General features: G+C 73.2%; 20 protein-coding genes and 2 tRNA genes. 18 read left to right on the top strand and 4 right to left on the bottom strand.

Translation table 11 applies throughout. The features are described 5' to 3' along the window. Positions 1 to 108: 108 nt before the first annotated feature. The gene (locus tag ABZX11_RS46865; protein WP_354925386.1) at positions 109 to 2343 is read right to left on the bottom strand and encodes a PQQ-dependent sugar dehydrogenase; all 2235 of its coding nucleotides are present in this window, start codon (positions 2341 to 2343) and stop codon (positions 109 to 111) included. A gap of 277 nt (positions 2344 to 2620) precedes the next feature. On the opposite strand from ABZX11_RS46865, the gene ABZX11_RS46860 reads away from it, so the two are divergent. The 3 genes from ABZX11_RS46860 (at position 2621) to ABZX11_RS46850 (ending at position 5890) form a co-directional block, all read left to right on the top strand. Further along, on the top strand, positions 2621 to 3619 hold the full coding sequence (locus tag ABZX11_RS46860; RefSeq protein ID WP_354925383.1) for a zinc-binding alcohol dehydrogenase family protein: 999 nt from the start codon (positions 2621 to 2623) through the stop codon (positions 3617 to 3619). Between the two features lie 54 nt (positions 3620 to 3673). Next, positions 3674 to 4552, top strand: coding sequence for an NAD(P)H-binding protein (locus ABZX11_RS46855; RefSeq protein WP_354925380.1), 879 nt, complete (start codon positions 3674 to 3676; stop codon positions 4550 to 4552). Between the two features lie 105 nt (positions 4553 to 4657). Further along, positions 4658 to 5890 carry a hypothetical protein gene (locus ABZX11_RS46850; protein ID WP_354925377.1) on the top strand — a complete coding sequence of 411 codons (1233 nt, stop codon included), beginning with the start codon at positions 4658 to 4660 and terminating at the stop codon, positions 5888 to 5890. A gap of 38 nt (positions 5891 to 5928) precedes the next feature. Here the strand turns inward: ABZX11_RS46850 and ABZX11_RS46845 are convergent, their stop codons facing one another. Both ABZX11_RS46845 and ABZX11_RS46840 read right to left on the bottom strand, forming a co-directional pair. Then, the gene (locus ABZX11_RS46845) at positions 5929 to 6129 is read right to left on the bottom strand and encodes a hypothetical protein (RefSeq protein ID WP_176176814.1); all 201 of its coding nucleotides are present in this window, start codon (positions 6127 to 6129) and stop codon (positions 5929 to 5931) included. Positions 6130 to 6158: 29 nt separating this feature from the next. Next, entirely contained in the window at positions 6159 to 6536 is a 378-nt protein-coding gene (locus ABZX11_RS46840; RefSeq protein ID WP_354925374.1) for a DUF6010 family protein, read from the bottom strand. A gap of 132 nt (positions 6537 to 6668) precedes the next feature. Between ABZX11_RS46840 and ABZX11_RS46835 the strand changes: the two genes are divergently transcribed. The 13 genes from ABZX11_RS46835 (at position 6669) to ABZX11_RS46775 (ending at position 24213) form a co-directional block, all read left to right on the top strand. Then, complete coding sequence (locus ABZX11_RS46835) at positions 6669 to 7310, top strand: TetR/AcrR family transcriptional regulator (RefSeq protein WP_354925371.1); 642 nt, start codon at positions 6669 to 6671, stop codon at positions 7308 to 7310. A gap of 129 nt (positions 7311 to 7439) precedes the next feature. Then, positions 7440 to 8447, top strand: coding sequence for a hypothetical protein (locus ABZX11_RS46830; protein ID WP_354925368.1), 1008 nt, complete (start codon positions 7440 to 7442; stop codon positions 8445 to 8447). 130 nt (positions 8448 to 8577) lie between these two features. After that, the gene (locus tag ABZX11_RS46825; protein WP_176176818.1) at positions 8578 to 10053 is read left to right on the top strand and encodes an amidohydrolase family protein; all 1476 of its coding nucleotides are present in this window, start codon (positions 8578 to 8580) and stop codon (positions 10051 to 10053) included. Then, positions 10050 to 11180, top strand: a complete 1131-nt coding sequence (locus ABZX11_RS46820; protein ID WP_354925365.1) for a M20 family metallopeptidase — start codon at positions 10050 to 10052, stop codon at positions 11178 to 11180. Before ABZX11_RS46825 ends, ABZX11_RS46820 begins: the two co-directional genes overlap by 4 nt. 23 nt (positions 11181 to 11203) lie before the next feature. Then, the gene (locus ABZX11_RS46815; RefSeq protein WP_176176820.1) at positions 11204 to 12097 is read left to right on the top strand and encodes a GNAT family N-acetyltransferase; all 894 of its coding nucleotides are present in this window, start codon (positions 11204 to 11206) and stop codon (positions 12095 to 12097) included. After that, positions 12094 to 13197 carry an o-succinylbenzoate synthase gene (gene menC / locus ABZX11_RS46810; protein WP_176176821.1) on the top strand — a complete coding sequence of 368 codons (1104 nt, stop codon included), beginning with the start codon at positions 12094 to 12096 and terminating at the stop codon, positions 13195 to 13197. Before ABZX11_RS46815 ends, menC begins: the two co-directional genes overlap by 4 nt. 19 nt (positions 13198 to 13216) lie before the next feature. Beyond that, on the top strand, positions 13217 to 14602 hold the full coding sequence (locus tag ABZX11_RS46805) for a serine hydrolase domain-containing protein (protein WP_354925362.1): 1386 nt from the start codon (positions 13217 to 13219) through the stop codon (positions 14600 to 14602). Beyond that, positions 14599 to 15489, top strand: a complete 891-nt coding sequence (locus ABZX11_RS46800; RefSeq protein WP_354925359.1) for a serine hydrolase — start codon at positions 14599 to 14601, stop codon at positions 15487 to 15489. Before ABZX11_RS46805 ends, ABZX11_RS46800 begins: the two co-directional genes overlap by 4 nt. Next, positions 15486 to 17081 carry an ABC transporter substrate-binding protein gene (locus tag ABZX11_RS46795; protein WP_354925356.1) on the top strand — a complete coding sequence of 532 codons (1596 nt, stop codon included), beginning with the start codon at positions 15486 to 15488 and terminating at the stop codon, positions 17079 to 17081. The genes ABZX11_RS46800 and ABZX11_RS46795 overlap by 4 nt, the downstream gene beginning before the upstream one ends. Next, entirely contained in the window at positions 17078 to 18061 is a 984-nt protein-coding gene (locus tag ABZX11_RS46790; protein WP_354925353.1) for an ABC transporter permease, read from the top strand. Before ABZX11_RS46795 ends, ABZX11_RS46790 begins: the two co-directional genes overlap by 4 nt. A gap of 1 nt (position 18062) precedes the next feature. Beyond that, a complete protein-coding gene (locus ABZX11_RS46785) occupies positions 18063 to 19943 on the top strand; it encodes a dipeptide/oligopeptide/nickel ABC transporter permease/ATP-binding protein (protein WP_354925350.1) in 1881 nt (626 codons plus the stop codon). After that, a complete protein-coding gene (locus ABZX11_RS46780; RefSeq protein ID WP_354925347.1) occupies positions 19940 to 20908 on the top strand; it encodes an ABC transporter ATP-binding protein in 969 nt (322 codons plus the stop codon). The genes ABZX11_RS46785 and ABZX11_RS46780 overlap by 4 nt, the downstream gene beginning before the upstream one ends. After that, entirely contained in the window at positions 20905 to 24213 is a 3309-nt protein-coding gene (locus ABZX11_RS46775) for a serine hydrolase (protein WP_354925344.1), read from the top strand. Before ABZX11_RS46780 ends, ABZX11_RS46775 begins: the two co-directional genes overlap by 4 nt. Before the next feature lie 250 nt (positions 24214 to 24463). Here ABZX11_RS46775 and ABZX11_RS46770 read toward each other — a convergent pair whose 3' ends face one another. After that, positions 24464 to 25912, bottom strand: coding sequence for a DHA2 family efflux MFS transporter permease subunit (locus ABZX11_RS46770; RefSeq protein WP_176176829.1), 1449 nt, complete (start codon positions 25910 to 25912; stop codon positions 24464 to 24466). 168 nt (positions 25913 to 26080) lie between these two features. Between ABZX11_RS46770 and ABZX11_RS46765 the strand changes: the two genes are divergently transcribed. Continuing rightward, positions 26081 to 26155 (top strand) — tRNA-Val (locus ABZX11_RS46765). Positions 26156 to 26192: 37 nt separating this feature from the next. Next, positions 26193 to 26264 (top strand) — tRNA-Val (locus tag ABZX11_RS46760). Positions 26265 to 26351 lie beyond the last annotated feature (87 nt).

The raw sequence follows: 26351 nt of genomic DNA, 5'->3' as shown, positions 1-26351 counted from the left end.
CCTGCTCGATGGCGGCCGGGGTGAGGTAGAAGCTGTTGGCGTTGACGTTGTTGATGGTGAGGCCGTTGAGGCCGAGGGAAGCCATCGCGCGGCGCCGGGTCACTCCGCTCAGCAGGGCTGCAGCAGCCAGCAGAGCCGGTAGTTCGCCTGGTAGGACGCTCCCGTCGGCGGCGCGACGACGTTCTGCGCCCGTGCCCCGCCGTGCGCCCAGCTGCTGAAGGCGTACTTCAGGTTGAGCGGGGGCAGGTTCTGCGGGCTGTCCGCGCTGATCGAGTTGGTCGATCCGGCGATCACCGTCCGCGAGAACGGCGTCCGCTGCTGGGTCCCGCCGACGGTGAGCATCGCCTGGCTCGGGTTGGACGTGAAGTTCAGCGTCACCGTCTTCGGCTGCAGGTCGATCGTCCTGCTCCCGGTGCGGCCGGTCGAGTCCGTCGCGGTGAGCGTCAGCTGCAGGTACGACGGGTATTCGTGGTCCGGCGCGACGAACGACCCGGTGGCGACGCCCGGGAAGTCCTGGACGTTGTGCGTGTGGCAGGTGCCGTTGGCCGTGCAGTGCCGGATGGCCAGCCGCCAGGACAGCGCCGCGGGCGGCAGCTCGCCGTCCTGGGCGTCGACGGCGCGGCCGGAGAACGGCACGGTCTGCCCGACCGACCAGGCCAGCGTGGCGGCCGGGGTGTCGATGACCGGCACCGGGTCCAGCCCGGCCGGGTTCCCGACGGTCACCCGGACCGTCGTGGTCGCCGAGGCACCGTGGGAGTCGGTGACCCGCAAGCCCGCGTCGACCGCCGCCGCGGTGGTGTACGTCCAGGTGGGTTTCGCCGCCGCCGAGTCGTCGTAGGCGCCGTCCGCGTCGAGGTCCCAGGCGTACGAAAGCGTGTCGCCCGCGTCGGGGTCGGTCGAGCCGGTGCCGTCGAACTGGACGGTCAGCGGGGCAGGCCCGCTGGACGGCGTCGCCGTGGCCGCGGCGACCGGCGGCCGGTTGGTGCCGCCCGCGTAGCTCACCCGGCGCAGTTCGCCGGCGCCGAGCGCGATGTAGAAGAGGTCGCCGCCGGGGCCGGTGAGCACCTGCACCGGGGTGTTGACGCCGGTCACGAAGGGCACCAGCTTGGTGGGACTGGGCTGGCCGGAGACGGTCTGCATCGCCCAGATGCAGCCGCGCGAGGAGTCGGCGAAGAACAGCGCGCCGGCGTACTCGGCCGGGTAGTTGCTGCCCGACTCGAAGGCGATGCCGCTGATCGAGGAGCCGCCGGTGGGACACGGGTCGGTCGCCACGACCTTGGCGTTGTGGTTGTAGGCGTAGAACGGCGCGGTCTGCCCGCCCGCCGAGTACAGCGATTCGCAGCGGTCGAGGTTCGCGCCGTCGTACCCGGCCTGGCGGGCGGTGCCCTCGAAGCACGGCCAGCCGAAGTTCTCCGCCACGCCGTCACCGGCGTTCGCGACGCGGTTGATCTCCTCCCAGGTGTTCCAGCCGACGTCACCGGCCCAGAGCTCGGCCGTGCCGGGCCGGAAGCCGAACCGGAACTGGTTGCGCGAGCCGTAGGCGATGACGCGGCGGGCGTTGGCGTCGGCACTGGCCGCGAACGGGTTGCCGGGCAGGCCGTCGCCGGTGTCGGGGTCGATGCGCAGCAGCGCGCCGTTGAGCAGCACCGGCTGCCCGGCCGCGCGGCGCGGGGACTGCGACCGCAGCGCCCCGCCGTCGGCCGAGGGCGGGCTGAGGTTCGTGCCGGCCGGCGACGGCGGGTCGGCGCACGGGTTGCCGACCTGGCCGTAGTCGGCGAAGTTGAAGCTGGCGCCGTCACCGCCGCCCGCGTACAGGGCGCCGTCCGGGCCGAAGGCCAGCGCGCCGACCGAATGGCTGGGGTACTGCTGGCACCAGCCGGTGACCAGTGGTTTCTCGCTGACGGCTGTCCCGGCCGGGCCCATCGTGAGCTGCGAGACGCGGCCGGTCACGACACAGCCGGCGTCGGTCGCGCCCGGCGGAGTCGGGCACGTGTCGCCCCACCGGGGCGCGGTCCCGCCCGGGAGCGCGTCCAGGGTGTAGGAGACGTAGACGTACGGCCGCGCCGGGAACGCCGGGTCGACCGCCAGCCCGAGCAGGCCGCGGTCCCAGAAGTCCTGGGTCGGCGTGCGCAGGTCGGCGAACACCGTCGGCGTCGGGTCGGCCAGGGTGTCGAACACCTTGACCAGGCCGCTCTTCTCCGCGACGAACACCCGCCCGTCGGGGGCGAACGCGGCGGCGGTCGGCGAGCTGAGGCCCCCGATGGCGACGGTGTCGGTGAAGCCGGCCGGCACGGCGGCGGCCGGTGCCGCAGCGGCGAGGGCCACCGCGAGGGGCACCACCACCCCTGCGGCCAGTGCGCGTCTTGATCTTCGCGGAACCAGGGAACGACGTGGACCCATCACGAACTCCTCCAGCGGCGGGGACCGGACTGGCGCGAACGCCGTCCGGTATGGCGCGTGACGTCCGAAAGTTGTTACGCCGACGCAGGAAAAACGCACGAACAGCTCAATCTTGTTAGGGGCCAACGACTTGCCACCGCTCGCGCGGGTCGCGCGGTGCGGCCATGCTGGGGACCACCCCGAACCGAGGAGGTCGACCGTGGTGCAGTTACCGCCGGCCATGCGCGCCTGGCGCGTCGTGCGACCGGGCCCGATGGCGACCGGGCCGCTGGAGGCGGTGCGGGCGGCGGTGCCGCGGCCCGCCGCCGGCGAGCTGCTGGTGCGGGTGCTCGTGTGCGGGGTGTGCCGGACGGACCTGCACGTCGCCGAGGGCGACCTGCCGGTGCACCGGCCGGGGGTGACGCCGGGGCACGAGGTGGTCGGCGAGGTCGTGGCGCTCGGCGCGGACGTCACGGGCTTCGCGGCCGGGGACCGGGTGGGGATCGCGTGGCTGCGCGCGACCTGCGGGCGCTGCCGCTACTGCCGGCGCGGCCGGGAGAACCTGTGCCCGGAGTCGCGGTACACCGGCTGGGACGCCGACGGCGGGTACGCGGAGTACGCGGTCGTCCCGGCGGCGTACGCGCTGCCGCTGCCCGGCGGCTACCGCGACGACGAACTCGCCCCGCTGCTGTGCGCCGGGCTGATCGGCTATCGCGCGCTCCTGCGGGCGGAGCTGCCCGAAGGCGGCCGCCTCGGCATCTACGGCTTCGGCGGCAGTGCGCACCTGACCGCCCAGGTCGCGCTGGCGCGGGGCGCCGAGGTGCACGTGCTGACCCGCAGCGCGGCGGCCCGCGAGCTGGCGCTGGCCCTCGGTGCGGCGTCGGCGGGCGACGCGGCCGCGCCGCCTCCCGAGCCGCTGGACTCGGCGATCCTCTTCGCGCCGGTCGGCGACTTGGTCCGGCCGGCGCTGGCCGCGCTCGACCGCGGCGGGACGCTGGCCATCGCGGGCATCCACCTGTCCGACGTGCCGCCGCTGAACTACCAGCGGCACCTGTTCCAGGAGCGGCAGATCCGCAGCGTCACGGCGAACACCCGGGCGGACGCGCGGGAGTTCCTGGACTTCGCGGGGCGTCACCACCTGGCGGTCAGCACGGTGCCGTACGCGCTGGACGCGGCGGACCGGGCGTTGACCGACCTGGCCGGGGACCGGGTGACCGGGGCGGCGGTGCTCCGCGTTTGATTTCGTTGGTAACTTTTTCTTGATATCACTGATGATAACGTGGGTAGTATCAGCGTGAACATCGAGAAGGGGTACGCCATGATCGTCATCACCGGGGGAACCGGGCAGCTCGGGTCGCGGATCGTCGGCCGGCTGCTCGAGCGGGTCCCGGCGGCCGAGATCGGGGTCAGCGTCCGGGACCCGAGCCGGGCCGCGGAGCTTTCCGCGCGCGGGGTCCGCGTCCGGCGCGGCGATTTCGCCGACTCGTCATCGCTCGCCGAGGCGTTCGAGGGGGCGGCGCAGGTCCTCGTCGTCTCGACGGATTCGGCGGGCGAAGAGGCCGTGGCGCACCACGTCGCGGCGATCGAGGCCGCGCGGGCAGCGGGGGCGAAGCGCGTCCTGTACACCAGCCACCAGGCCGCGGCCGCCGACTCGCGGTTCGCGCCGATGGTGGACCACGCCGCCACGGAACGCCGGCTCGCGGACGGGCCGTTCACCGCGCTCCGCAACGGGTTCTACGCGAGCACGGTGCCGCTGCTGCTGGGCGCGGCGCTGGAGACGGGCGAGCTGACCGCCCCGGCCGACGGCCCGGTGTCCTGGACGGCCCACGCCGACCTCGCCGAGGCGGCGGCGATCATCCTCGCCGACGAGGGCCGCTTCGACGGGCCGACGCCCCCGCTGACCGCCCCGGTGGCCCTCGACTTGGCGGAGATCGCGGCCGTGCTGACCGAACTCGCGGGCCGTCCGGTCCGGCGGGTGGTGGTGTCCGACGACGCCTGGGCGGCGGGCCTGGTCGAGCACGGCGTCCCGGCGGCGCGGGCGGAGCTGCTGCTGGGGATGTTCCGCGCGGCCCGGCGGGGCGAGTTCGCGGTGGCCGGGCCGGAGCTGGAGCACCTGCTCGGCCGCCCGGCGACGCCGGTGCGTGAGGTGCTGGCGGGGGCGCTCGGCCGGTAACCGGGCCGGTGGCGGCGCGTGGAGGGTCCACAGTAGACGGAGGGGTACAAGGGGCGTACAAAGCCGGTGTACGGATTTTGGACCGCCGGCAGGCGTACTTGTCCCATGAAAACTCCGAAAGCGATCCTCCTCGCGCTGGCCGTGGCGGCCGGCGTGCTGGCGCTGCCCGGGACGGCGAGCGCCGCCTACAGCGACCCGCTGACGACGACCACCAAGCAGAACCTGGTGTGGCACGCCACGCCGGCCGCCGCGCTGACCGCGCTCGACGGTGCGCTCCCGAACGTCAGCCTCAACACCGTCGTCAACGACACCAGCTACGACATGACCGGCTGCACCAGCGCCGAGAAGGCGGCGCTGCCCAAGGCGCCGGTCGCCACCAAGGCGATGTGCTGGGACGCCGACCGCGCCGGGACCACGACGTGGAGCCCCCAGGGCATCACCACCTCCGGTGACGCCGACGACGACGGCAAGTGGGGCGACGACAAGATCATCCTGTCCGGCTGGCACGGCACCGACGCGCTCGGCCGCTACAACGACGCGCGGATCCAGGCGATCAACTACGACGACCCCGCCAAGCCGTCGTACCGGATGCTGTACCTGGCCGTGCCGAACAGCACCGGCACCAGCTTCACCGCCGCGCAGGCGCACATGGGCGGGATGGCCTGGTACGGCGACAAGATCTACGTGACGGCCGAAGGCGGCAGCTCCACCGCCATCCGGGTCTTCAGCACCAAGCACATCCTGCAGATGACCGACACGACGTCCAACGCGATCGGCAAGACCTCCGGCGGGTACGCCGCCTACACCTACAAGTACGCGATGATGCAGGTCGGTTACTACACGTATGCCAACGGCGCCTGCACCATGGAGTCCGACACGGCGGTGCCGTGCTTCTCCTCGATGTCGCTGGACCGCAGCACCTCCCCGGCCAGCATCGTGACGACGGAGTACTTCTCCGACCAGAGCCTCCACGGCCGCCTTTACCGCTACCCGATGGGCACCGACTACCTGCTGACCGGGACCGCGTCGGAGGCGCTGCGCAGCTCGGTGGGCAACATGCAGGGCGTGCTGTCCAACAACGGCAAGTGGTACGTGGCCCACAGCTCGGCGACGATCAACGGCCAGCTCTGGACCCAGACGACGGCGAAGAGCAGCTCGGCCACCTGCGCGTCCGGGACGACGGCCTGCTGGGCGGTGCACCCCGAGGCCCTGACCTACGACTGGTCGACCGGCCTGGTGTGGTCCCAGTCGGAGTGGTCGACGGCCGACTGCACGGCGAAGAGCCAGACCTGCGGCCGAGCGGTGTTCGCGGTGCCGCTGTCCTCACTGCCCGCGTGACCCGCGCGACGGCCGCCCCGGTTTCCGGGGCGGCCGTTTCAGGCGCCGGGATGGCCGCAGGCGTAGACGTTCGCCGACGCCAGCGTCACACAGGCGGGACAGGTGTTGACCGGCCGCTCCCGGCGGCCGAAGTACGGGTGGCGGGCACCGCACAGCGCCGTGAGCACGTCCCCGGGCCGGGGATCCGGGTGGCACCGGGGACAGTAGGCGTGCGCGGCGCGTTCGACTTCGGCGCTCATGGCACCCGGGTACCCCCGGCGACGGTGCGCTAACCCGCCCACACGGACCGGCCGCCGGTGAAGCACCAGATCGCGATGACGGGGTCGCAGATCGCGCAGCCGAAGGACGAGTCGTGGGCGAACGGCAGGATCGGCTGGCCCTTGAGGTGGTGGACGACGTCCCAGCCGGTGTGCAGCAGCCAGGCGATCCCGATGGACGTCCACGAGTCGAGCCCCCGGAAGGCGAGGTAGGTCAGCACCGCGCAGAACGCGAGCTCCCACGGGCCGAGCGCTCCGCCGGAGAGGTAGGCGGCGCCGGCGCCGCCCACGAACACGGCGTTGAACCGGCGGCGGTGCTGCTCCGGGATCAGCGAGTTGAGCAGGACGAAGGCGAGGCCGATGAGGATCGGCGCCAGGATCTGGATCACGGGTCCTGACGTTAGGAAGCGGGCGGTCGGGGAGCCAGTGGCCGGATGGTCAGGGAGCACCGGGATCTCGCCACGGCCTGGTCGTCCGTATGGTGGGTACCGGCAGAGCGGCTGGGCGATGCGGGTGGGTGGATGAACGTCAAGGCGGATCGCGCGAGCGCCACGCGCGAGAGCATCCTGGTGACGGCCGAGCGGTTGTTCGCCGAGCACGGCGTGCACGCGGTGTCCAACCGGCACATCAGCGAGGCGGCGGGCCAGGGCAACAACGCGGCGGTCAACTACCACTTCGGCACCAAGGCGGACCTGGTCCGCGCGATCGCCCGCAAGCACTTCACCCGGATAGACCGGCTGCGCGAGGAACTGGTCGAAGCCATCGAGGGCGACGGCGAGCTGCGTGACTGGGTGGCCTGCCTGGTCCGCCCGTCGACGAGCTACCTGAACGAGCTGGGCGCGCCGACGTGGTTCGCGCGGTTCAGCGCCCAGGTGATGACGGACCCGGCGCTGCGGGCGATCATCGCGGAGGAGTCCCTGTCGTCGCCGGCCCTGGGGCGCGTGGTGGAGGGGCTGAACCGCTGCCTGGAGGGCCTCCCACCGGAGGTCCGCGCCGAGCGCGGCGACATGGCCCGGCAGCTGATGATCCACATGACGGCGGAGCGGGAACGCGCACTGGCCGAGGGGACCGCGACGCCCCGGGCGAGCTGGAACGACGCGGGGACGGGGTTGATCGACGCGATCACCGGGATTTTGCTGGCCCCGGTGACCCCGCCGTCCTGACCCGGACGGACGGCTCGGGTACCTGGACGGACGACTCGCGTACCCAGGCGGACGACACACCGCGGTTGCCGCTTCGGGGCGGGGCCATTCTGGTTGATTCGAGGCAGCGGCTGCCGTATTACATGCCACATGAGCCGATCGCGCGAATCGTCGTCAGCAGGCATCGTTTTCCGCAGCGAGAGACCTACCCGCGTCTCTCCCCGATCGTTGCTTTTGCACGTCGCGCTCCTCTTGCTCCTCGCAACCGTGGTCGCCGTCGGGTTCGGCGCGCTGCTGTGGCTCGGGCTCGGCCGTCCGGATGCGCTGACCGCCGGTGAACGGCTGGAAGCTCTGAAGGTCGTTCTCGCCGTGGTGGCCGGAATCGGTGCAGTCGTCGCATTGACTGTCGCCTACCGCAAGCAACGCGACGCGGAGCTCGCTGAGTACCGTGAGGACGCGAAGGCCTATGCGGACCGGTTCGGCAAGGCGGCCGACCAGCTGGGCAATGCGGAACACGTTGTGCGAACCGGAGGCGTCTACGCGCTCGCGGAGCTGGCGGACGAGTGGATCGAAGGCAGGCAGACGTGCATCGATCTCCTCTGCGCCTACCTGCGCATGCCCTACGTCGCCGATACTGCTTCCGCCGACTACTCCCACGGCAACCGCGAAGTCCGTCGCACCATCATCCGCGTGATTCGCAACCACCTCCGTGACGGCTGGAGTGCGGTGTCGTGGCGAGGCTACCGATTCAGCTTCGAAGGCGCGGTGTTCGACTGCGGGGACTTCTCGAAGGCGCATTTCCGAGGCGGGAACGTCACGTTCCACAGGGCGCGGTTCGTGGCGGGACACGTCGAGTTCAACGATGTCGTGTTCGAGGGTACCCCGGTCTGGTTCAGCAAGGCCGAGTTCGCGGGCGCGCACGTCGATTTCCGCCGATCGGTCTTCGCGGGCACCGTGGCTTCGTTCGAAAACGCCGTGTTTTCGGCAGGGCGAGTCGAGTTCGATGGAGTACGTTTCGCCTCTGGAGAAGTCAGCTTCGACAATGCCGTGCACGAGGGATCCGTCGCCACCTTCGACGGGGTCGCGCATACCGGCGGAACCGTCGTGTGGGGTCCGTTCCCGCACCTTTCCGCCTCGACCTCGACGCCCCCTGCTTGACGACACGCGGACCGGGTGGTTCGTCCGCGCGGATGGAAGGCGTCGCCGGAGTTCGTCGTCGGGTACCAACGGCGCTCGGGGAAATCCTCCTACCGTCACCTCGATCGGGTGGTGATGAGGAGGCGGGCGGGTGCGGACACTCTTGCGGGGCGGCCGGGTCATCGATCCGGGAAGCGGGTTCGACGGCGTCGCCGACGTGCTGCTCTCCGATGCCGGAGCCGGGGTCGAGGCCGTCGGCACCGGGCTGACGGCGGATGCCACCGAGGTCGATGTCTCCGGGCTCGTCGTCGGGCCCGGGTTCGTCGATCTGCACAGTCACGTGCACTCCGTCGCCGGGCAGCGGCTGCAGGCCATGGATGGGGTCACCACCGCCCTCGATCTCGAAGCCGGCCTGATGCCCGTCGACCGGGCCTATGCCGAGGCCGCCGCGGCCGGGCGGCCCCTGCACTACGGCTTCTCCGCCTCCTGGGGTGCCGCCCGGGCTCAGGTGCTCGCCGGGATCGCACCCGATGCGAACATCGACAGCGGCCTGGCCGTCCTGGGCAACCCCGCCTGGCAACGGTCTTCCTCGGCCACCGAGCTCGCCGCCTGGCTGTCCCTTTTGGACAAAGAACTCGGTGACGGCGCGCTCGGGATCGGCGTTCTCATGGGCTACGCGCCCCAGACCGCGCCGGGGGAGTTCCTCGCCGTCGCCCAGCTCGCCGCGAAGGCCGGGGTGCCGACCTACACCCACGTGCGCGAGCTCGTCGAGGTCGATCCCGCCATCCCGGTCGACGGCTCGGCGGAAATCGCCGCCGCCGCGGGGGAGACCGGGGCCGCGATGCACCACTGCCACGTCAACAGCACCTCCGGGCACCACCTCGACCGCGTCCTCGCCACCCTCGACGACGCCCGCCGCGCGGGTTCCCGCGTCACCGTCGAGGCCTACCCCTACGGCGCGGGCAGCACGGCCGTCGGGGCCGCCTTCATCGAGCCGGACCGCTTGCGGCTCAAGGGACTCCGACCGTCCAGTGTGGTCATCCTCGACACCGGCGAACGCGTCCGCGACGAAGCCCGCCTCCGGCAGCTGCGGCGGGACGACCCGGGTGCGCCGTGCCTGCTGGAGTTCCTCGACGAGGACAACCCCCGCGAACGCGCGCTGCTGCACCGGGCCCTGGCCTTCCCCGACGCCGTCGTCGCCAGCGACGCGATGCCCGTGTCCTGGCCCGGCGGCCGCTCCGAAAGCACCGAGTGGCCGCTGCCGCCCGGTGGCCGGACGCACCCGCGCACCGCGGGCACCTTCGCCAAGACCCTGCGCCTGATGGTCCGCGAAACCGGCGTCTGGAGCTGGCTCGAGGCGTTCCGGCGCTGCTCCTACCTGCCCGCCCGGCTCCTCGACGACGTCGCGCCCGCCGCCCGCCGCAAGGGCCACCTCGGCACCGGAGCGGACGCCGACGTCGTCGTCCTCGACCCCCGCGGCATCACCGACACCGCCACCTACGCCGACCCCACCCGGCCCTCCCACGGTGTCCGGCACCTCTACGTCGCCGGGGTTCCGGTGGTGGCCGACGGAGTCCTCGACCCGGGAGCGCTGCCCGGCAAGCCGCTGCGGGGTGAGCCGAAGTGAGCGAACTGATCGCCGACATCGAGACGCTCGTCCGCTGCGAATCGCCTTCGGCCGACCACGAAGCCGTCGCCCGCAGCGCCGGAACCGTCGCCGGGATCGGCCGCCGCCTCCTCGGCGTCGAGCCCGAACGGATCGTCACCGACGGCTGCACCCACCTGCGCTGGCGGTTCGGCCGCGGCGAGCCGCGGGTCCTGCTGCTCGGGCACCACGACACCGTGTGGCCGCTGGGTTCCCTGCGCACGCACCCCTGCGAAGTCCGCGACGGGATCCTGCGCGGACCCGGCTGCTTCGACATGAAGGCCGGGGTCGTGATGGCCCTGCACGCCGCCGCCGCGCTGCCCGACCGCGACGGCCTCTCGATCCTCGTCACCGGCGACGAAGAAATCGGCTCGCCGTCGTCCCGCACGTTGATCGAAGAGGAAGCCAAGAGCTGCGACGCGGTCCTCGTGCTCGAAGCCTCGGCCGACGGCGGCGCCCTGAAGACGCGCCGCAAAGGCGTTTCCCTCTACCGCGTCGAGGTCGAGGGCCGTGCCGCGCACGCCGGGCTCGAACCGGAAAAGGGCGTCAACGCGGGAATCGAGGTCGCCCACCAGATCCTCGCGCTCGCCGCGCTCGCCGACGCGGAGCGGGGCACCACCGTCGTGCCGACCGCGCTGACGGCCGGGACCACGACGAACACCGTGCCCGCCAAGGCGAGCGTCGCCGTCGACGTGCGCGTGTGGGACGCGGCCGAACAGGAGCGCGTCGACCGCGCCATCCGCAGCCTCGCCCCGGTGCACGAACAGGCCCGGATCCACATCGCCGGCGGCATCAACCGGGCACCGCTGGACGCGCGGGCGTCGGGCGAGCTGTTCGCACTGGCGAACGAACTCGCGGCCGGGACACTCACCGAGGCCGCGGTCGGCGGCGCCTCGGACGGCAACTTCACCGCGGGACTGGGCATTCCGACGCTCGACGGCCTCGGCGCGGTCGGCGGGGGAGCGCACGCCGACGACGAGCACGTCGTCGTCGCCGAGCTGCCCCGGCGGACCGCGCTGCTCGCCGCGCTCACCGAAACCTTGCTGGCGCGGGGAAGTTCGTCCGCCCCGACGAACGTCCCCGGTGAATCCGGTGCGGGACAACGGTGACCGGCGGCGAGCGTCCGGAAAGGATGGTGGGCGTGACAGAAGTCGTGACGAACACAGCCCCGCCGCTTCCGGACGAGGCGGCGACCGCGGCGGCCGGTGCCGCCCTCGCCTCCGGCGTCCGGATCCGGACCCTGGCCGAGGTCGCCGACCTGGGCGCGGTGTCCCGCCTCTTCGAGTCGATCTGGCGGCCCGCGCCGGGAAACCCGCTCGTGACCGCCGAGCTGCTGCGGGCGATGGTCTCGGCGGGCAACTACGTGGCCGGGGCGTTCGACGGACCCGAGCTGCTCGGCGCCTGCTTCGGGTTCTTCGGCGAGCCCGCGAAGGGAGGGCTGCACAGCCACATCGCCGGGGTCGCGACGGCCGGGCACGGCCGCGGCATCGGCTTCGCGCTCAAGCTGCACCAGCGCGCCTGGGCGCTGCGACAGGGCGTCACGGAGATCTCCTGGACGTTCGACCCGCTGGTGCGCCGCAACGCCCACTTCAACCTGACCAAGCTCGCCGCCCGCCCGGCGCGCTACCTGCCGGACTTCTACGGCCCGATGCACGACGGCATCAACGGCGCCGGCGACACCGACCGCCTGATGGTCGCCTGGGACCTGGCGAGCCCGCCGGTGCGCACGGCCGCCGCCGGCCACCCGGGCCGGGTGGACGCGGCGGCGCTGCGGGACGGCGGCGCCGCGGTCGCCCTCGCGGCGGGCCCGGACGGCGGGCCGGCCACCGGGGCCGCGGACGCGCCGGTGGTGCTGGTCGCCGTCCCGCCGGATATCGAAGCGCTCCGGCGGACCGAGCCGGAGCTCGGCCGGGCGTGGCGGGTCGCGCTGCGCGAGGTGCTCGGCGGCCTGCTCGAGGGCGGCGCCGCGGTCACCGGCTTCGACCGGGCCGGCTGGTACGTCGTCGCGAAGGAGCACACGTCGTGAAACTCACCGGTGTCGAGATCCGCCGCGTGCGGATGCCCCTGGTGGCCCCGTTCCGCACCTCGTTCGGGACGCAGTCCGCCCGCGAACTGCTGATCCTGCGCGTGGTCACCTCCGACGGCGAAGGCTGGGGCGAGTGCGGGGCGATGGCCGATCCGCTCTACTCGCCGGAGTACATCGACGGCGTCGAGCACGTCCTGCAGGCCTTCCTCGTGCCGGCCCTGCTGGCGGCCGGGGACGTCACGGCGCACCGGGTCGCGCCGCTGCTGGCGAAGTTCAAGGGCCACCGGATGGCCAAGGCCGCGCTGGAGATGGCGGTGCTCGACGCCGAGCTGCGGGCGCACGGCATGTCGTTCGGCACCGCCCTCGGGTCCACCCAGGACACCGTGGCGTGCGGGGTCTCGGTCGGGATCATGGACTCGATCCCGCAGCTGGTGGCCGCGGTCGGCGGCTACCTCGACGCCGGGTACCTCCGGATCAAGCTGAAGATCGAGCCCGGCTGGGACGTCGAGCCGGTCCGCGCGGTCCGCGAGCGCTTCGGCGACGACGTCCTGCTGCAGGTCGACGCGAACACCGCGTACACGCTCTCCGACGTCCCGCAGCTGCAGAAGCTCGACCCGTTCGGGCTGCTGCTGATCGAGCAGCCACTGGAAGAGGAGGACGTGCTCGGGCACGCGGAGCTGGCCCGGCACCTGAAGACGCCGATCTGCCTGGACGAGACCGTCGTCTCGGCGGCGTCGGCGGTGGCGGCGATCCGGCTCGGCGCCTGCCGGATCGTCAACATCAAGCCGAGCCGCGTCGGCGGCTACCTGGAGGCGCGGCGGGTGCACGACGTCTGCGTCGCGCACGGCGTCCCGGTCTGGTGCGGCGGGATGCTCGAAACCGGGCTGGGCCGCGCCGCCAACGTCGCGCTCGCGTCCCTGCCCGGGTTCACCCTGCCCGGTGACACGTCGGCGTCGGACCGGTTCTACCGCACCGACATCACCGACCCGTTCGTGCTCGAGGCCGGGCGGCTGCCGGTGCCGTCCGGGCCCGGGCTCGGCGTCACCCCGATCCCCGAGCGGCTGGCCGAGGTGACCACCGCGAAGTCCTGGCTCGCCTAGCGAAACCGAGAGGTTCCCCATGTCGAAACTCCCCGAACTCGCCGCCTGGCTCGAACACCGCCTCCCCGCCCTGCTGGCCGAGCACCACGTGCCCGGCGCGGCCGTCGCCGTGTACGCCGGCGGTGAGGTCGTCGACCACGCCGCCGGGGTGCTCAACACCGCCACCGGCGTCGAAGCCGACGTCGACTCGCTGTTCCAGATCGGCTCGATCACCAAGGTCTGGACGGCCACCCTGGCCATGCAGCTGGTCGACGACGGCCTGCTCGACCTCGACCAGCCGGTCCGGAAGTACCTGCCGGAGTTCGTCCTCGGCGACGAGGACGCGGCCGCGCGGATCACCGTCCGGCAGCTGCTGTGCCACACCGCCGGCTTCGAGGGCGACATCTTCACCGACACCGGCCGCGGCGACGACTGCGTCGAAAAGTACGTCGCCACCCTCGGCGACGTGCCCCAGCTGTTCCCGCCGGGCGAAATGTTCTCCTACAACAACGCCGCGTTCTGCGTGCTCGGCCGGGTCGTCGAAGTGCTGCGGGGCAACAGCTACGGCGATTGCCTGCAGGAGCATCTGTTCACCCCGCTCGGCCTGACGCACGCCGCACCGAGCCCCTACGAGGCGATCCGGTTCCGCGCCGCGCTCGGGCACCTGACGGCCGAGCCCGGCGCCGACCCGGAACCCGCGGGCATGTGGGCGCTGGCGCCGTCCAACGCCCCGGCCGGCGCGATGCTCGCGATGCGCCCGCGTGACCTCGTCACGTTCGCCGCGATGCACCTGCGGGACGGCGAAGCCGCGGACGGCACCCGCGTGCTGAGCGCGCCGAGCGCCCGCGCGATGCGGGAACGCGTGGTCGAGCTGCCGGACCTCGGCCTCTTCGGCGACGCGTGGGGGCTGGGCTGGTCGCTGTTCGACTGGCCGGGCGGGGAGGTAGTCGGCCACGACGGCGGGACGATCGGCCAGTCCGCGTACCTGCGGGTCGCCCCCGAGCACGGCGTCGCGGTGGCCCTGCTGACCAACGGCGGCGACACGATCCCGGTCTACGCCGAGGTTCTCGGGCACGTCCTGCGCGAGCTGACCGGCATCGAGCTGCCCGCGCCGCCGATGCCGGACCCGGCCGCCCCGCGCTTCGACGCTTCGCGGTACGTGGGCGAGTACTCGTCGTCGGTGGCGGACATCGTGGTCAGCCAGGACGACGACGGCCGCGTCTGGGTCGAGCGCGTCCCCAAGGGCATCTTCGCCGAGCTGGCCAAGCCGGAGAAGACCGAGCTGGTCGCGATGAACGGCGACACGCTGATCCTGGCCGAGCCGATGCAGGGCATGTACATCCCGCACGCGTTCGTCGGGGACGACGGCACCGGGCGCGCGCTGTACCTGCACACCGGCCGCGCCGACCGGCGGGTGACCGCGTGAGCGCGGTCGAAGCGGAGATCGCCGCCGTCTTCGCCGAGGCGGGCGCGCGCGGGTTCCTGCACGCACGGGAGATCGGCGGCGGCCCGGAGGTGGCCGTCGGCGCGGACGACCCGGTGGTGCTGGCGTCGGTGTTCAAGATCCCGGTCGCCGTCGCCTACGCCCGCGAGGTGGCCGCGGGACGGCTGGACGAGACGGCCCGCACCCGCGTCGGCTCGCGCTACCGCATCGGCGGCATCGGCACCGCGGGCTGTGCCGACGACGTGGAGATGAGCTGGCGGGACCTGGCGCTGTTCATGCTGACGATGAGCGACAACGCCGCCACCGACGTCGTCTACCACCGTGTCGGGGCGGCCGCCGTCGACCGCGTGGCCGCCGACCTCGACCTGCGCCGGACCCGGCTGATCGGCTGCTGCGAGGACCTGTTCGCTTCGGTGCTGGCGGACCTCGGTGCGGCCGGCGACGCCGACCTGGACGAGGTGTTCGCCTCGGCGACACCCGAGCAGACGTGGAAGCTCGCGGTGCTGGACCCCGAGCGCACGACGTCGTCCACGCCCCGCGAGATCACCGAGCTGCTGGACGCGATCTGGACCGATCGCGCCGGCGAACCCGCGGCGTGCGAACGGGTCCGCTCGATGATGGCGCGGCAGATCTGGCCGCACCGGTTGTCGTCCGGATTCCCTTCGGACGTCACGATCGCGGCCAAGACCGGCACCCTGCCGGCGGTCCGCAACGAAGCCGGTGTCGTGTCCGGCCCGGACGGCCGCCGGTTCGCCGTCGCGGTCTTCACCCGCGCGCACTCCCTTGCCGAACGGCAACCCGCCGTCGACGCGGCGATCGGCAAGGCCGGTCGCCTCGCCGTGGACCACCTCCGGAAGGAAACACCATGACCCACATGCGGACGGCGGTGGTCCTGCTCGGCGTGCTCGCCCTCGCGGCGACCGCCTGCGGGGGACCGGGCGGCGGCGCCGACGCGGCCGGCGGCACGCTGGCCGACGGCAAGACGTTCACCCTCGGGCTCGGCTCCGACCCCGGGAACCTCGACCCGCACATGTCGGTGCTGTCGGTGACCAACCAGGTCAACCGGTTCCTCTACGACTCCCTGCTCGAACTGGGTCCCGACGGCAAGCCGGTGCCTTCGCTCGCCGAGAAGTGGGACGCCACCACGACCACGGCGTCGTTCACCCTGCGCCCCGGCATCACCTGTGCGGACGGCGCCCCGCTGACCGCGGCCGACGTCGCCGCGAACATCGTCTTCGTCGGCGACCCGGCCAACAAGTCGCCCTACGCCGGCCTCACCATCGCGCCCGGCACCAAGGCCACCGCCGACGAAGCCACCCGGACGATCACCGTCACCAGCGGTGCGCCCGACGCGTTCCTGCTTCGCAACACCGGCAGCCTGCCGATCGTCTGCGGCAAGGGCCTCGCCGACCGGAAGCTGCTGGCCACGGGCGGGGCGGGCACCGGCATGTTCGCCGTCTCCGAGGTCGTCCCGAACGACCACTACACGTTCACCCGGCGCAAGGACTACACGTGGGGACCGGGGGACTGGAAGGCGCAGCAGCCCGGCCTGCCGGACAAGGTCGTCGCGCGGGTCGTCCCGAACACCTCGACGGCGGCGAACCTGCTGCTGTCCGGTGAGCTGAACGCCGGCGCGATCAACGGGCCGGACCGCCAGCGGCTGGAAGGCCGGAAGCTCTTCCACGCCGACTTCCTCGCCCCGCTCGGGGAAATCTTCTACAACCAGGCCGCCGGGCGCCCCGGCCAGGACGAGTCCGTGCGGCGCGCGCTGACCCAGGCCCTCGACCTCGCCCAGCTCGGCAAGGTGCTCACCAACGGCACCGGCAAGCCGTCGCAGAGCCTGGTCACCGCCGACCCGAAGGCGTGCTCGGGCGACACCGTCACCGGGCACCTGCCGAACCACGACCCGGCGGCGGCCGCGGCCGCGCTGGACGCCGCGGGCTGGCAGGCAGGCCCGGACGGCGTGCGCGTCAAGGGCGGCAAGCGGCTCGCGCTCACGGTCCTCTACGGCACCCAGCTCGGCCCGACCATGGCCCCCACCGCCGAACTGGCCCAGCAGACGTGGAAAACCCTCGGTGCCGAGGTCACGCTCAAGGCCGTCGACAGCCCCGGGCTGTCCCAGGTGCTGTTCGGCACCGGCGAGTGGGAGGTCTCGCTCGGGCCGCTCGGGCTGACCCTGCCGAGCCAGCTGGTGCCGTTCGTGTCCGGCCCGGCGGCCCCGGACGGGACCAACTTCGGGCACATCGCCAACCCGGAGTACGAGCAGGGCGTGAAGCAGGCGGCCACGATGAGCGGCGCCGCCAGCTGCCCGTCCTGGGAGGCCGCCGAGACGGCGTTGGTCAAGCGCGTGGACGTGGTGCCCTACGTCGACTCCGTCGTGCCGATCTACGCGAGCGGGGCCCGGTTCGACGTCAGCCAGGGCAGCGTCAGCCCGTCCTCGATCCGGATGTACGCGCGATGACCACCGCGGCGGCGGCGCCCGCGCGGCTGCACGGCGGGGGCTGGCCGGCGTTCGCCGCGCGGCGGCTGGCCCGGTTCGCCGTCTCGCTGTGGGCGCTGGTCACCGCGGCCTTCCTGATGATCCACCTGGTGCCCGGCGACCCGGTGCGCGCCGCGCTCGGGATGACCGCGCCTGCCGACCTGGTGCGGGCCAAGCGGCTGCAGCTCGGCCTGGACGACCCGTTGTGGGTGCAGTACGGCCACTACCTGCGCGGCCTGGTCACCGGCGACTTCGGGACGTCGATGGCGAGCGGCCAGCCGGTCACGCAGGTGATCGGCGACCGGTTGCCGGCGACCCTGCAGCTGGCGGTACTGGCCTTCGCCGTCGTGGTCGCCGTCGCCGTCCCGGTCGGCGTGCTCTTCGCGGTGCTCACCCGCGGCGGACGGCGCCGTGGCGGCGAGCTGGCGTTCACGTCGGTGAGCGTCTTCCTCGCCGCCGTCCCGGAGTTCCTGGTGGCGGTCGCGCTGGTGGCGTTGTTCGCCGTCGGCCTCGGCTGGTTCCCGGTGGCCGGCGGCGACGGCGCGAGCGCCTACGTGCTGCCGGTGGCGGCGCTGGCCGTCGGGCCGGCGGCGGTGCTCGCGCGGATGCTGCGGATCGAGCTGCTCGCGGTGCTGGGCGCCGACTTCGTCCGCACCGCGCGGGCGAAGCGGCTGCCCGCGCGGCTGGTCTACGTCCGGCACGCGCTGCCGAACGCGCTGACCGCGACGCTGACGCTGGGCGGGCTGATGCTGACCGGGCTGGTCGCGGGCACGGTGCTGGTGGAGAACGTGTTCGCCTGGCCCGGCCTCGGCTCGACGATCGTCCAGTCGATCCTGCAGAAGGACTACCCGCTGGTGCAGGGGATCGTGCTCGTCTACGGCGTCGGCGTGCTGCTGGTGAACCTGCTGGTCGACGTCGTGCTCGGGCTGCTCGACCCGCGCTCGGCCATTCGGGAGGCGTGAGATGGCGCGACGCGGAACGTGGACGGCGGCCCTGCGGACGCCGGTGGGGGCGTGCTCGGCACTGCTGCTGGCCCTGGTCGTCGTCGTGGCGGCACTGGCCCCGCTGCTGTGGGGCGACAGCGCGGCCGCGATCGACACCGACGCGATCGGCCAGGGCCCGTCCGGGGCGCACCCGTTCGGCACCGACTCCCTCGGCCGCGACCTGCTGCTGCGCACCCTGGTGGCCACCTGGCTCTCGGTCGGGCTGGCCGTGCTCGCGACCGTGATCGGGGCCGGCACCGGCGTCGTACTCGGGACGCTGCCCGCGGTGCTGCCGCGCCGGGCGGGCCGGCTGGTCACCGCGGTCGTCGACATCGCCGTCGCGTTCCCCGGCCTGCTGCTGGCCCTGTTCCTCGCGGTGATCTTCGGCGTCGGCACCCAGGGCGCGGTGCTGGCCATCGGGTTCGCGACGGCGCCGGCGTTCGCCCGGCTCGTGCAGACGCTGTCGGCGTCGGTGAGCGGCCGCGACTTCGTCGCCGCGGCCCGGATCGCCGGCGTCGGCCGGATCCGGCTGCTGGCCCGGCACGTGCTGCCGAACATCGGCGAGCCGCTCGTGGTCAACGCGACCATCGGGGCCGGGTCGGCGCTGCTGGCCTTCGCCGGGCTGTCGTTCCTCGGGATCGGCGTGCAGGCGCCGGACTACGACTGGGGACGGCTGCTGCGCGAAGGACTGGACGGCATCTACGTCAACCCCGCGGCCGCGCTCGGCCCCGCCGCGGCGGTGGTGCTGGCCGGGCTGGCGTTCAACCTGGTCGGCGAGACGGTCGCGGCGGTGGTCGGGGTCCGCACCCGGGTGACCCGGCGCCCGGCACCCACGCCCGCGGCGGCGGCGCCCACGGCCGCCGAGCGGCCCGCGGACGCGGTGCTCGTGGTGGAGAACCTCCGGGTGGCGTTCCCCGGCCCGGACGGCTGGACGGTTCCGGTGCGCGGCGTGAGTTTCAGCGTGCGCGCCGGCGAAGCGATCGGCGTGGTCGGCGAGTCCGGTTCCGGCAAGAGCCTGACGGCGCTGGCCGTGTCCCGGCTGGTCGAAGCGCCCGGCGTGGTCACCGCCGACCGGCTCGAGTTCGCCGGGAAGCCGCTGGCGGCCGCGTCGGACCGGGAGCTCGGCACCGCGCTGGCGATGGTGTTCCAGGACCCGATGACGTCGTTCAACCCGGCCCGCCGGGTCGGCGGCCAGCTCGCCGAGGTTTCCGAGCAGCACCACGGCCTTTCGCGGCGCCAGGCGTTCGCCCGCGCGGTCGACCGGCTGGCCGCGGTGCGCGTCCCGGCCGCCGAGCGGCGCGCCCGCCAGTACCCGCACGAGTTCTCCGGCGGCATGCGGCAGCGCGCGATGATCGGCATGGGCCTGATGGGACGGCCGAAGCTGATCGTGGCCGACGAGCCGACGACCGCGCTCGACGTCACCGTCCAGCGCCAGGTGCTGCGCCTGCTGGCCCGTACGCGCGAAACCGAGGGCGCGGCGATCCTGCTGATCAGCCACGACATCGCGGTCGTCACCCAGACGTGCGAACGGGTGCTGGTGATGTACGCCGGCCGGATCGTCGAGGACCTGCCGTCCGGCAGCCCGGCCCGCCACCCGTACACCCGGGCGCTGCTGGCCACGACGATCGACCTGGACACCGACCGCGACCGGCCCCTGGACGTGATCCCCGGCCGGCCGCCGGAACCCGACCAGGTGCCCGAAGGGTGCGCGTTCGCCGCCCGGTGCCCGCGCGCCTCGGACCGCTGCCGCACCGAAGACCCGGTGCTGGAAGCCCCGGACCGCGGCGAGCACCGGGTGGCCTGCTGGCACCCGCACGCGACCGTCCTTTCCGGACAGTCTCATGAGGAGGGTGCGGCGTGAGCGCGTTGGAGTTCGAGGACGTCAGCGTCCGTTATGGCCGGCTGACCGCGGTCGACGGTGTCCGCTTGACCGTCCCCTCGGGGCAGGTCGTCGGCTTGGTCGGCGAGTCCGGTTCCGGCAAGTCGACCCTCGCGCGGGCCGCGGCCGGGCTTGCCCCGGTCAGTGCCGGTCGCGTGCTGCTGGACGGGGTCGACGTGCGGCGGCTGCCGCGGCGGCGTCCGCTCCAGATGGTGTTCCAGGACCCGTACTCGTCGCTGGACCCGCGGATGGCGATCGGCGAGTCCATCACCGAGGCGATGCCGCCCGGGACGTCGCGCGTCGGACGGCGGGCCGAGGTCGCGCGGCTGCTGGAACTGGTGCACCTCGACCCGGACCGCGCGGCGGCGCTGCCCGGGCGGCTCTCCGGTGGGCAACGCCAGCGCGTCGCCCTCGCGCGGGCGCTGGCCGGGCGGCCGAAGGTGCTGATCGCCGACGAGATCACCTCCGCGCTCGACGTCTCGGTGCAGGGCGCCGTGCTCAACCTGGTGCGGGACGTGCAGCGGCAGCTGGCGCTGTCGATGCTGTTCATCTCGCACAACCTCGCCGTCGTGCGGTACGTCAGCGACGTCGTCGCGGTGATGTACCTCGGCCGGATCGTCGAGGCCGGGCCCGCCGCCCAGGTCCTCACCGACCCGAAGCACCCCTACACGCGGGAACTGCTGGCCGCCGCGCCCTCGGCGCACCGGAGCCTGCTCGACGGCAGCGAGACCGGCAGCGACGCCGGCCCGCTCGCCGACACCGAACCCGCCGACCCGCACCACCCGCCGTCCGGCTGCCGCTACCACCCGCGCTGCCCGATCGGGCCGCTCGTGCACCCCGACCGCACCGTCTGCGTCACCACCGACCCGGCGGGCGACACCGCGGACGGTCCCCACTCCGCGGCGTGCCACTTCGCCGCAAGCCAGCCCACGAGGAGATCCGCATGACCCGACGTCCCGGCATCGACGACCTCGCTGCCTTCGAGTTCCCCGAGCACCCGGCGATTTCGCCCGACGGCAGCCGGATCGCGTACGTGCTGCGCACCGCCGACCGCGAGAAGGACACCGACGTCCGTTCGCTGTGGCTCGTCGGCACCGCCGGTGGCGAGCCGCGCCGGCTCACCCGCGGCCCGGCCGACCTCGAACCGGCGTGGTCCCCGGACGGCACGCGGCTGGCGTTCCTGCGCGCCCAGGACGGCCCGCCGCAGCTGTGGCTGCTTCCCGTCGACGGCGGCGAGCCCGAGCCCGTCACCAGCCTGCCGCTCGGCGCGGGCACCCCGGTCTGGCGGCCGGACGGCACCGCGATCGCCTTCGCCGCGCCGGTCGACCTCGCCGCCGACGAGGGCGAGGACGACGCCGCCCGTGCCCGCCGCGCGGGCGCCCCGGTGGTCGCCGACCGCGTCGACTTCAAGGCCGACGGCGCCGGGCTGCTGCGGACGCTGCGCAAGCACGTCCACGTCCTCGACGTCGCCACCGGCGAGGTCCGGCAGGTCACGGCGGGGGACTGGCACGCAGGCGACCCGGCGTGGTCGCCGGACGGCACGCTGCTGGCCTTCCCCGCCGGGCCGGAGGCCGACGCCGACCTGACCTTCCGCTCCGGCGCCTACGTCGTCGAGCCCGGCGGCGAGCCCCGCCTGGTCGGTTCCGCCGACGGCATGTGCGGCGCGGTCGGCTGGACCGCCGACGGCGCTGCGCTGCTGGTGGTCGGCCGCCGCGACACCGCACCCGGGCACCTCGGGCTGCTGCGGGTTCCCCTCGACGGCGGCGAAACCACCGACCTGGCGGCGCCGCTCGACCGGAACGTCATGCCGGGCGGTCCCGGCTACCCGGGCGCGCTCCCGCAGCTTTCCGGCTCCACCGTGCTGTTCTGCGCCCGCGACCGCGGCTGCACCCACCTCTACGCGGTCGACGCCGAGGGTGGTGAGCCGCGGCTCGTCGCCGGCGGCGACGGCACCGCCGTGACGGGGATGACCGCGGCCGGCGACACGGCCGCGATCGTGCTGGCCACGCCGACGTCCTACGGCCAGGTGGCGACGGTCGCCGTCACCGGGGGAGCGGTCGACGTCCGCACCGCGCACGGGCCCGGCTTCGACCCGTTCGTCTCCGAGGAACGGGAGTTCACCATCTCCGACGGCACGGTGGTGGCCGGCTGGCTGCTGCGCGATCCCGCCCGCACCGGGCCGCGGCCGCTGCTGCTGGACATCCACGGCGGCCCGCACAACGCGTGGAACGGCACCGCCGACGCCGTGCACCTCTACCACCAGGAGCTCGTCGCGCGCGGCTGGGCGGTGCTGCTGCTCAACCCGCGCGGCAGCGACGGCTACGGCGAAGCGTTCTACACCGGGGCGGTCGGTGCCTGGGGTGTGGCCGACGCCCGCGACTTCCTCGAGCCGCTGGACGCCCTCGTCGCCGAGGGCGTGGCCGACGCGCGGCGGCTCGCCGTGGCCGGCTACAGCTACGGCGGCTTCATGACGTGCTACCTCACCAGCCGCGACGGCCGCTTCGCCGCGGCCGTCGCGGGCGGCGTCGTCTCCGACGTGGTCAGCATGGCCGGCACGTCCGACGCCGGCCACTACCTCGGCGTCGCCGAACTCGGCTCGTTGCCGTCGGAGAACCGGACGCACTACGCGGCGCTTTCCCCGCTGTCCCAGGTGGAGAAGGTGCGCACGCCGACCCTGGTGGTGCACGGCGGCGCCGACGACCGGTGCCCGCCCGGGCAGGCCGAGCAGTGGTTCACCGCGCTGCGGGGGCAGGGCGTGCCCACCCGCATGGTGCTCTACCCCGGCGCGTCGCACCTGTTCATCCTCGACGGGAAGCCCTCGCACCGGCTGGACTTCAACCGCCGGATCGCCGACTGGGTCACGCAGTACGCGGGCGAACCGGGCAAGCCGGCGCGGGTGCCGCTGGACGCCGCGCACTGGCGGCGGCGCCTGAGCGCGCTCGCCCGCAAGCACCGCGTGCCCGGGGCGTCGCTGGGCATCCTGTCCGGCGACGACCGGGTGCTCGCGAGCCACGGCGTGCTGAACACCGCGACCGGGGCCGAGGTCACCGACGACGCGGTGTTCCAGATCGGCTCGATCACCAAGGTGTGGACGGCCACGGTGGCGATGCAGCTGGTCGACGAGGGCCTGGTGCAGCTGGACGCACCGATCGCCGACGTGCTGCCGGAGCTGCGGCTGGCCGACCCGGACGTCACCAAGAAGGTGACCCTGCGGCACCTGCTCACCCACACGAGTGGCATCGACGGCGACGTCTTCACCGACACCGGCCGCGGCGACGACTGCATCGAGAAGTTCGTCGGCCTGCTGGAAGAGGTCGCCCAGGTGCACCCGCTCGGGGCGACGCTGTCCTACTGCAACTCCGGGTTCGTGCTGCTGGGCCGGGTGATCGAGCAGCTCACCGGCCAGACGTGGGACGCGGCCCTGCGCGAGCGGCTGTTCACCCCGCTGGGGCTCACCCACACGGGGACGTTGCCGGAGGAGGCGTTGCTGCACCGGGCGGCGATGGGCCACGTCGCGGCCGGCGACGGCCCGCCGTCCCCGGCGCCGGTGTGGGGCCTGCCGCGCTCGGCGGGCCCGGCGGGGCTGATCACCGCGTCGGCGGCCGACGTCCTGGCGTTCGCCCGGATGCACCTGGCCGGCGGGGCCGGCGTGCTGTCCGAAGCGTCGGCGGCGGCGATGACCGAGTGGCAGGCGGACATGCCCGACAAGCACACGCTGGGCGACTCGTGGGGCCTCGGCTGGATCCGCTTCGACTGGGACGGCCACCGGGTGATCGGCCACGACGGCAACACGATCGGGCAGTCGGCGTTCCTGCGGGTGCTGCCTTCGCACGGCCTGGCCGTCACGCTGCTCACCAACGGCGGCAACACGCGGGACCTGTACGAGGAGCTCTACCGCGAGATCTTCGCCGAGCTGGCCGGCGTGGCCCTGCCGAGCCCGATCGCGCCGGCCGCGGAGCCGCCGTCGGTCGACTTCGCGGAGTTCACCGGGACCTACGAGCGGGCGTCGATGCGGATCGAGGTGTTCGAGGGGGAGAAGGGCCTGCGCATGCGGCAGACGATCACCGGCCCGATCGCCGCGCTGGTCCCGGAAGCGACGACGGAACACGACCTGGTCCCGATGGGCGGAGCGCAGTTCGCCTTCCGCGAGCCGGGCGCGCAGTCGTGGATCTCGGCGACGTTCTACACGCTGCCGACCGGGGAGAGGTACCTGCACAGCGGTGTCCGGGCGACGCCGAAGGTGACGGCATGAGCCGGGTCACGCCGGGGAACACCGGCTGATCCGGGGCGTTGTAACGGGTGTCGGTACGGCGGAGTCCCCGGGCCTCACCCCTTGCCTTGACGGAATACCAGTCCGGCTGGAGCCGTGAAGAGCCTTTCGCCGCGAGGCGACCCCCGTACCGGCCTCGAACTCCCGCTTCCGCTCGCAGGCTTCCCCCCGGCCTTCGCCGAGCGGAAGCGGGACTTTCCCTTCCCCGAGTCCGGCCGGGCCGGACGGACCATCAGTGGTGCGCGCCACCCGCGGCGACCGGCGCCGGCCCGCGCCGGATCAGCCAGCTGCCCGCGAAGGCCACCAGACCGACGATCCCCGCGACGATGAACGCCGCGCGCAGCCCGGCGGCGTCCGGGCTGGCCGCCGTCGTGTCGTGGCTGCCCAGCGTCGCCACGCTCACGAACACCGCCGTGCCCAGTGCGCCGGCCACCTGCTGCAGCGTCGAGAGGATCGCGCTGCCGTGCGAATACAGGTGTTCGGGCAGCACGCCGAGCGACTCGGTGAACAGCGGCGTCATCATCAGGCCCAGCCCGGCCATCATCAGCACGTGGATCCCGATCACCGCGATCAGCGGCGAATCGGGCCCCAGGATCGCGAACAGCCACAGCGAAGCGGCCATCGCCGCCGCGCCCGGGATCACCAGCGGGCGGCCGCCGACCTTGTCGAACAGCGCGCCGACCGGGCGGCCCAGCAGGCCCAGCACCAGCCCGCCGGGGAGCACCGCCAGCCCGCTGACGAAGGTGCTCGTGTGCAGCACCGTCTGCAGGTACAGCGGCAGCAGGATCGCCGCGGCGCCGATCAGGCAGACGAACAGCAGCGCCGTCAGCGCCAGCGCGACGACGAAGCTGCGGTGGGTGAACGGCCGCAAGTCGAGCAGGGCCCGGTCCCGGCGCTGCAGCCGCAGCTGCCGCCAGGTGAACACGACCAGCGCGACGGCGCCGACGACGATCGGCACCCACCCCGGCACCGGCGGCTCGGCCCCGGCCTGCTCGCCGCCCGAGGACAGGCCGTACAGCAGGCCGCCGAACCCGATCGCGGACAGCAGCACCGACGGCACGTCCAGCGGCACCCGACGCTGTTCGCTGTCCAGCCGCAGCAGCACCGCCCCGGTCACCAGCGCGGCGACCGCGAGCGGCAGCACGATCCAGAACATCCAGCGCCAGCCCAGCGAAAGCACCGCGCCGCCGATCGTCGGCCCGATCGCCGGCGCCACCGCGATGACGATCGTGATCGTGCCCATCGTGGCGCCCCGCCGCTCCGGCGGCACCAGGCGCATCACCGTCGTCATCAGCAGCGGCAGCATCACCGCGGTGCCGCACGCCTGCACCACGCGCCCGGCCATCAGCACCCCGAACCCGGGCGCGAGCGCGCTCAGCAGCGTGCCGAGGCTGAACGCCGACAGCGAGAACAGGAACACCTGCCGCGGCGAGAACCGCTCCAGCATGAACCCGGTGGTGGGGATGACCACGGCCATCGTCAGCAGGAACCCGCTGGTCAGCCACTGCACGGTGGTCGTCGGCACGTGCAGGTCGACGGTCAGGTCGCGCAGCGCGACGCTCAGGATCGTCTCGTTGAGGATCATCACGAACGCCGAGAGCACGAGAACCCCGATGAGGAGTCCCGAGCGCGCCGGTGCGCGGTTCACGTCGGCGGGCGGGGTGGACACTGTTTCGGTCATCGGGGTGGGACTCTCCTGGTCGGCCGGGGACGGCCGTGCCGAACACGGGCGTCCTTCGCAGTGTGCCTGTTTCCGGGCGTTCCTGTCAGGCTGTTTTCGGTACACCGGACCCCCTGCGAGGCCCGTGAAGGCATCCGATATGCTTCCGCACGTACGAAGTTCCGCAGCGCGCGATTAGCTCAGCGGGAGAGCGCTTCCCTGACACGGAAGAGGTCACTGGTTCAATCCCAGTATCGCGCACCACGAGTCCACCCCCGGATTTCGTGGAAGTTCGTACGACGGGCGATTAGCTCAGGGGGAGAGCGCTTCGTTCACACCGAAGAGGTCACTGGTTCGATCCCAGTATCGCCCACCCGATCACCGAGAAGGCCCCGCCACCGGCGGGGCGATCATACTGGAGCTGGTCTCGGCGCTCGAGCTCGAAGCCACCGGTCAAGGA

The sequence above is a fragment of the Amycolatopsis sp. NPDC004169 genome, from assembly GCF_040610315.1.
Lineage (GTDB): Bacteria > Actinomycetota > Actinomycetes > Mycobacteriales > Pseudonocardiaceae > Amycolatopsis.
This window is presented reverse-complemented; position numbering and strand designations above follow the sequence as displayed.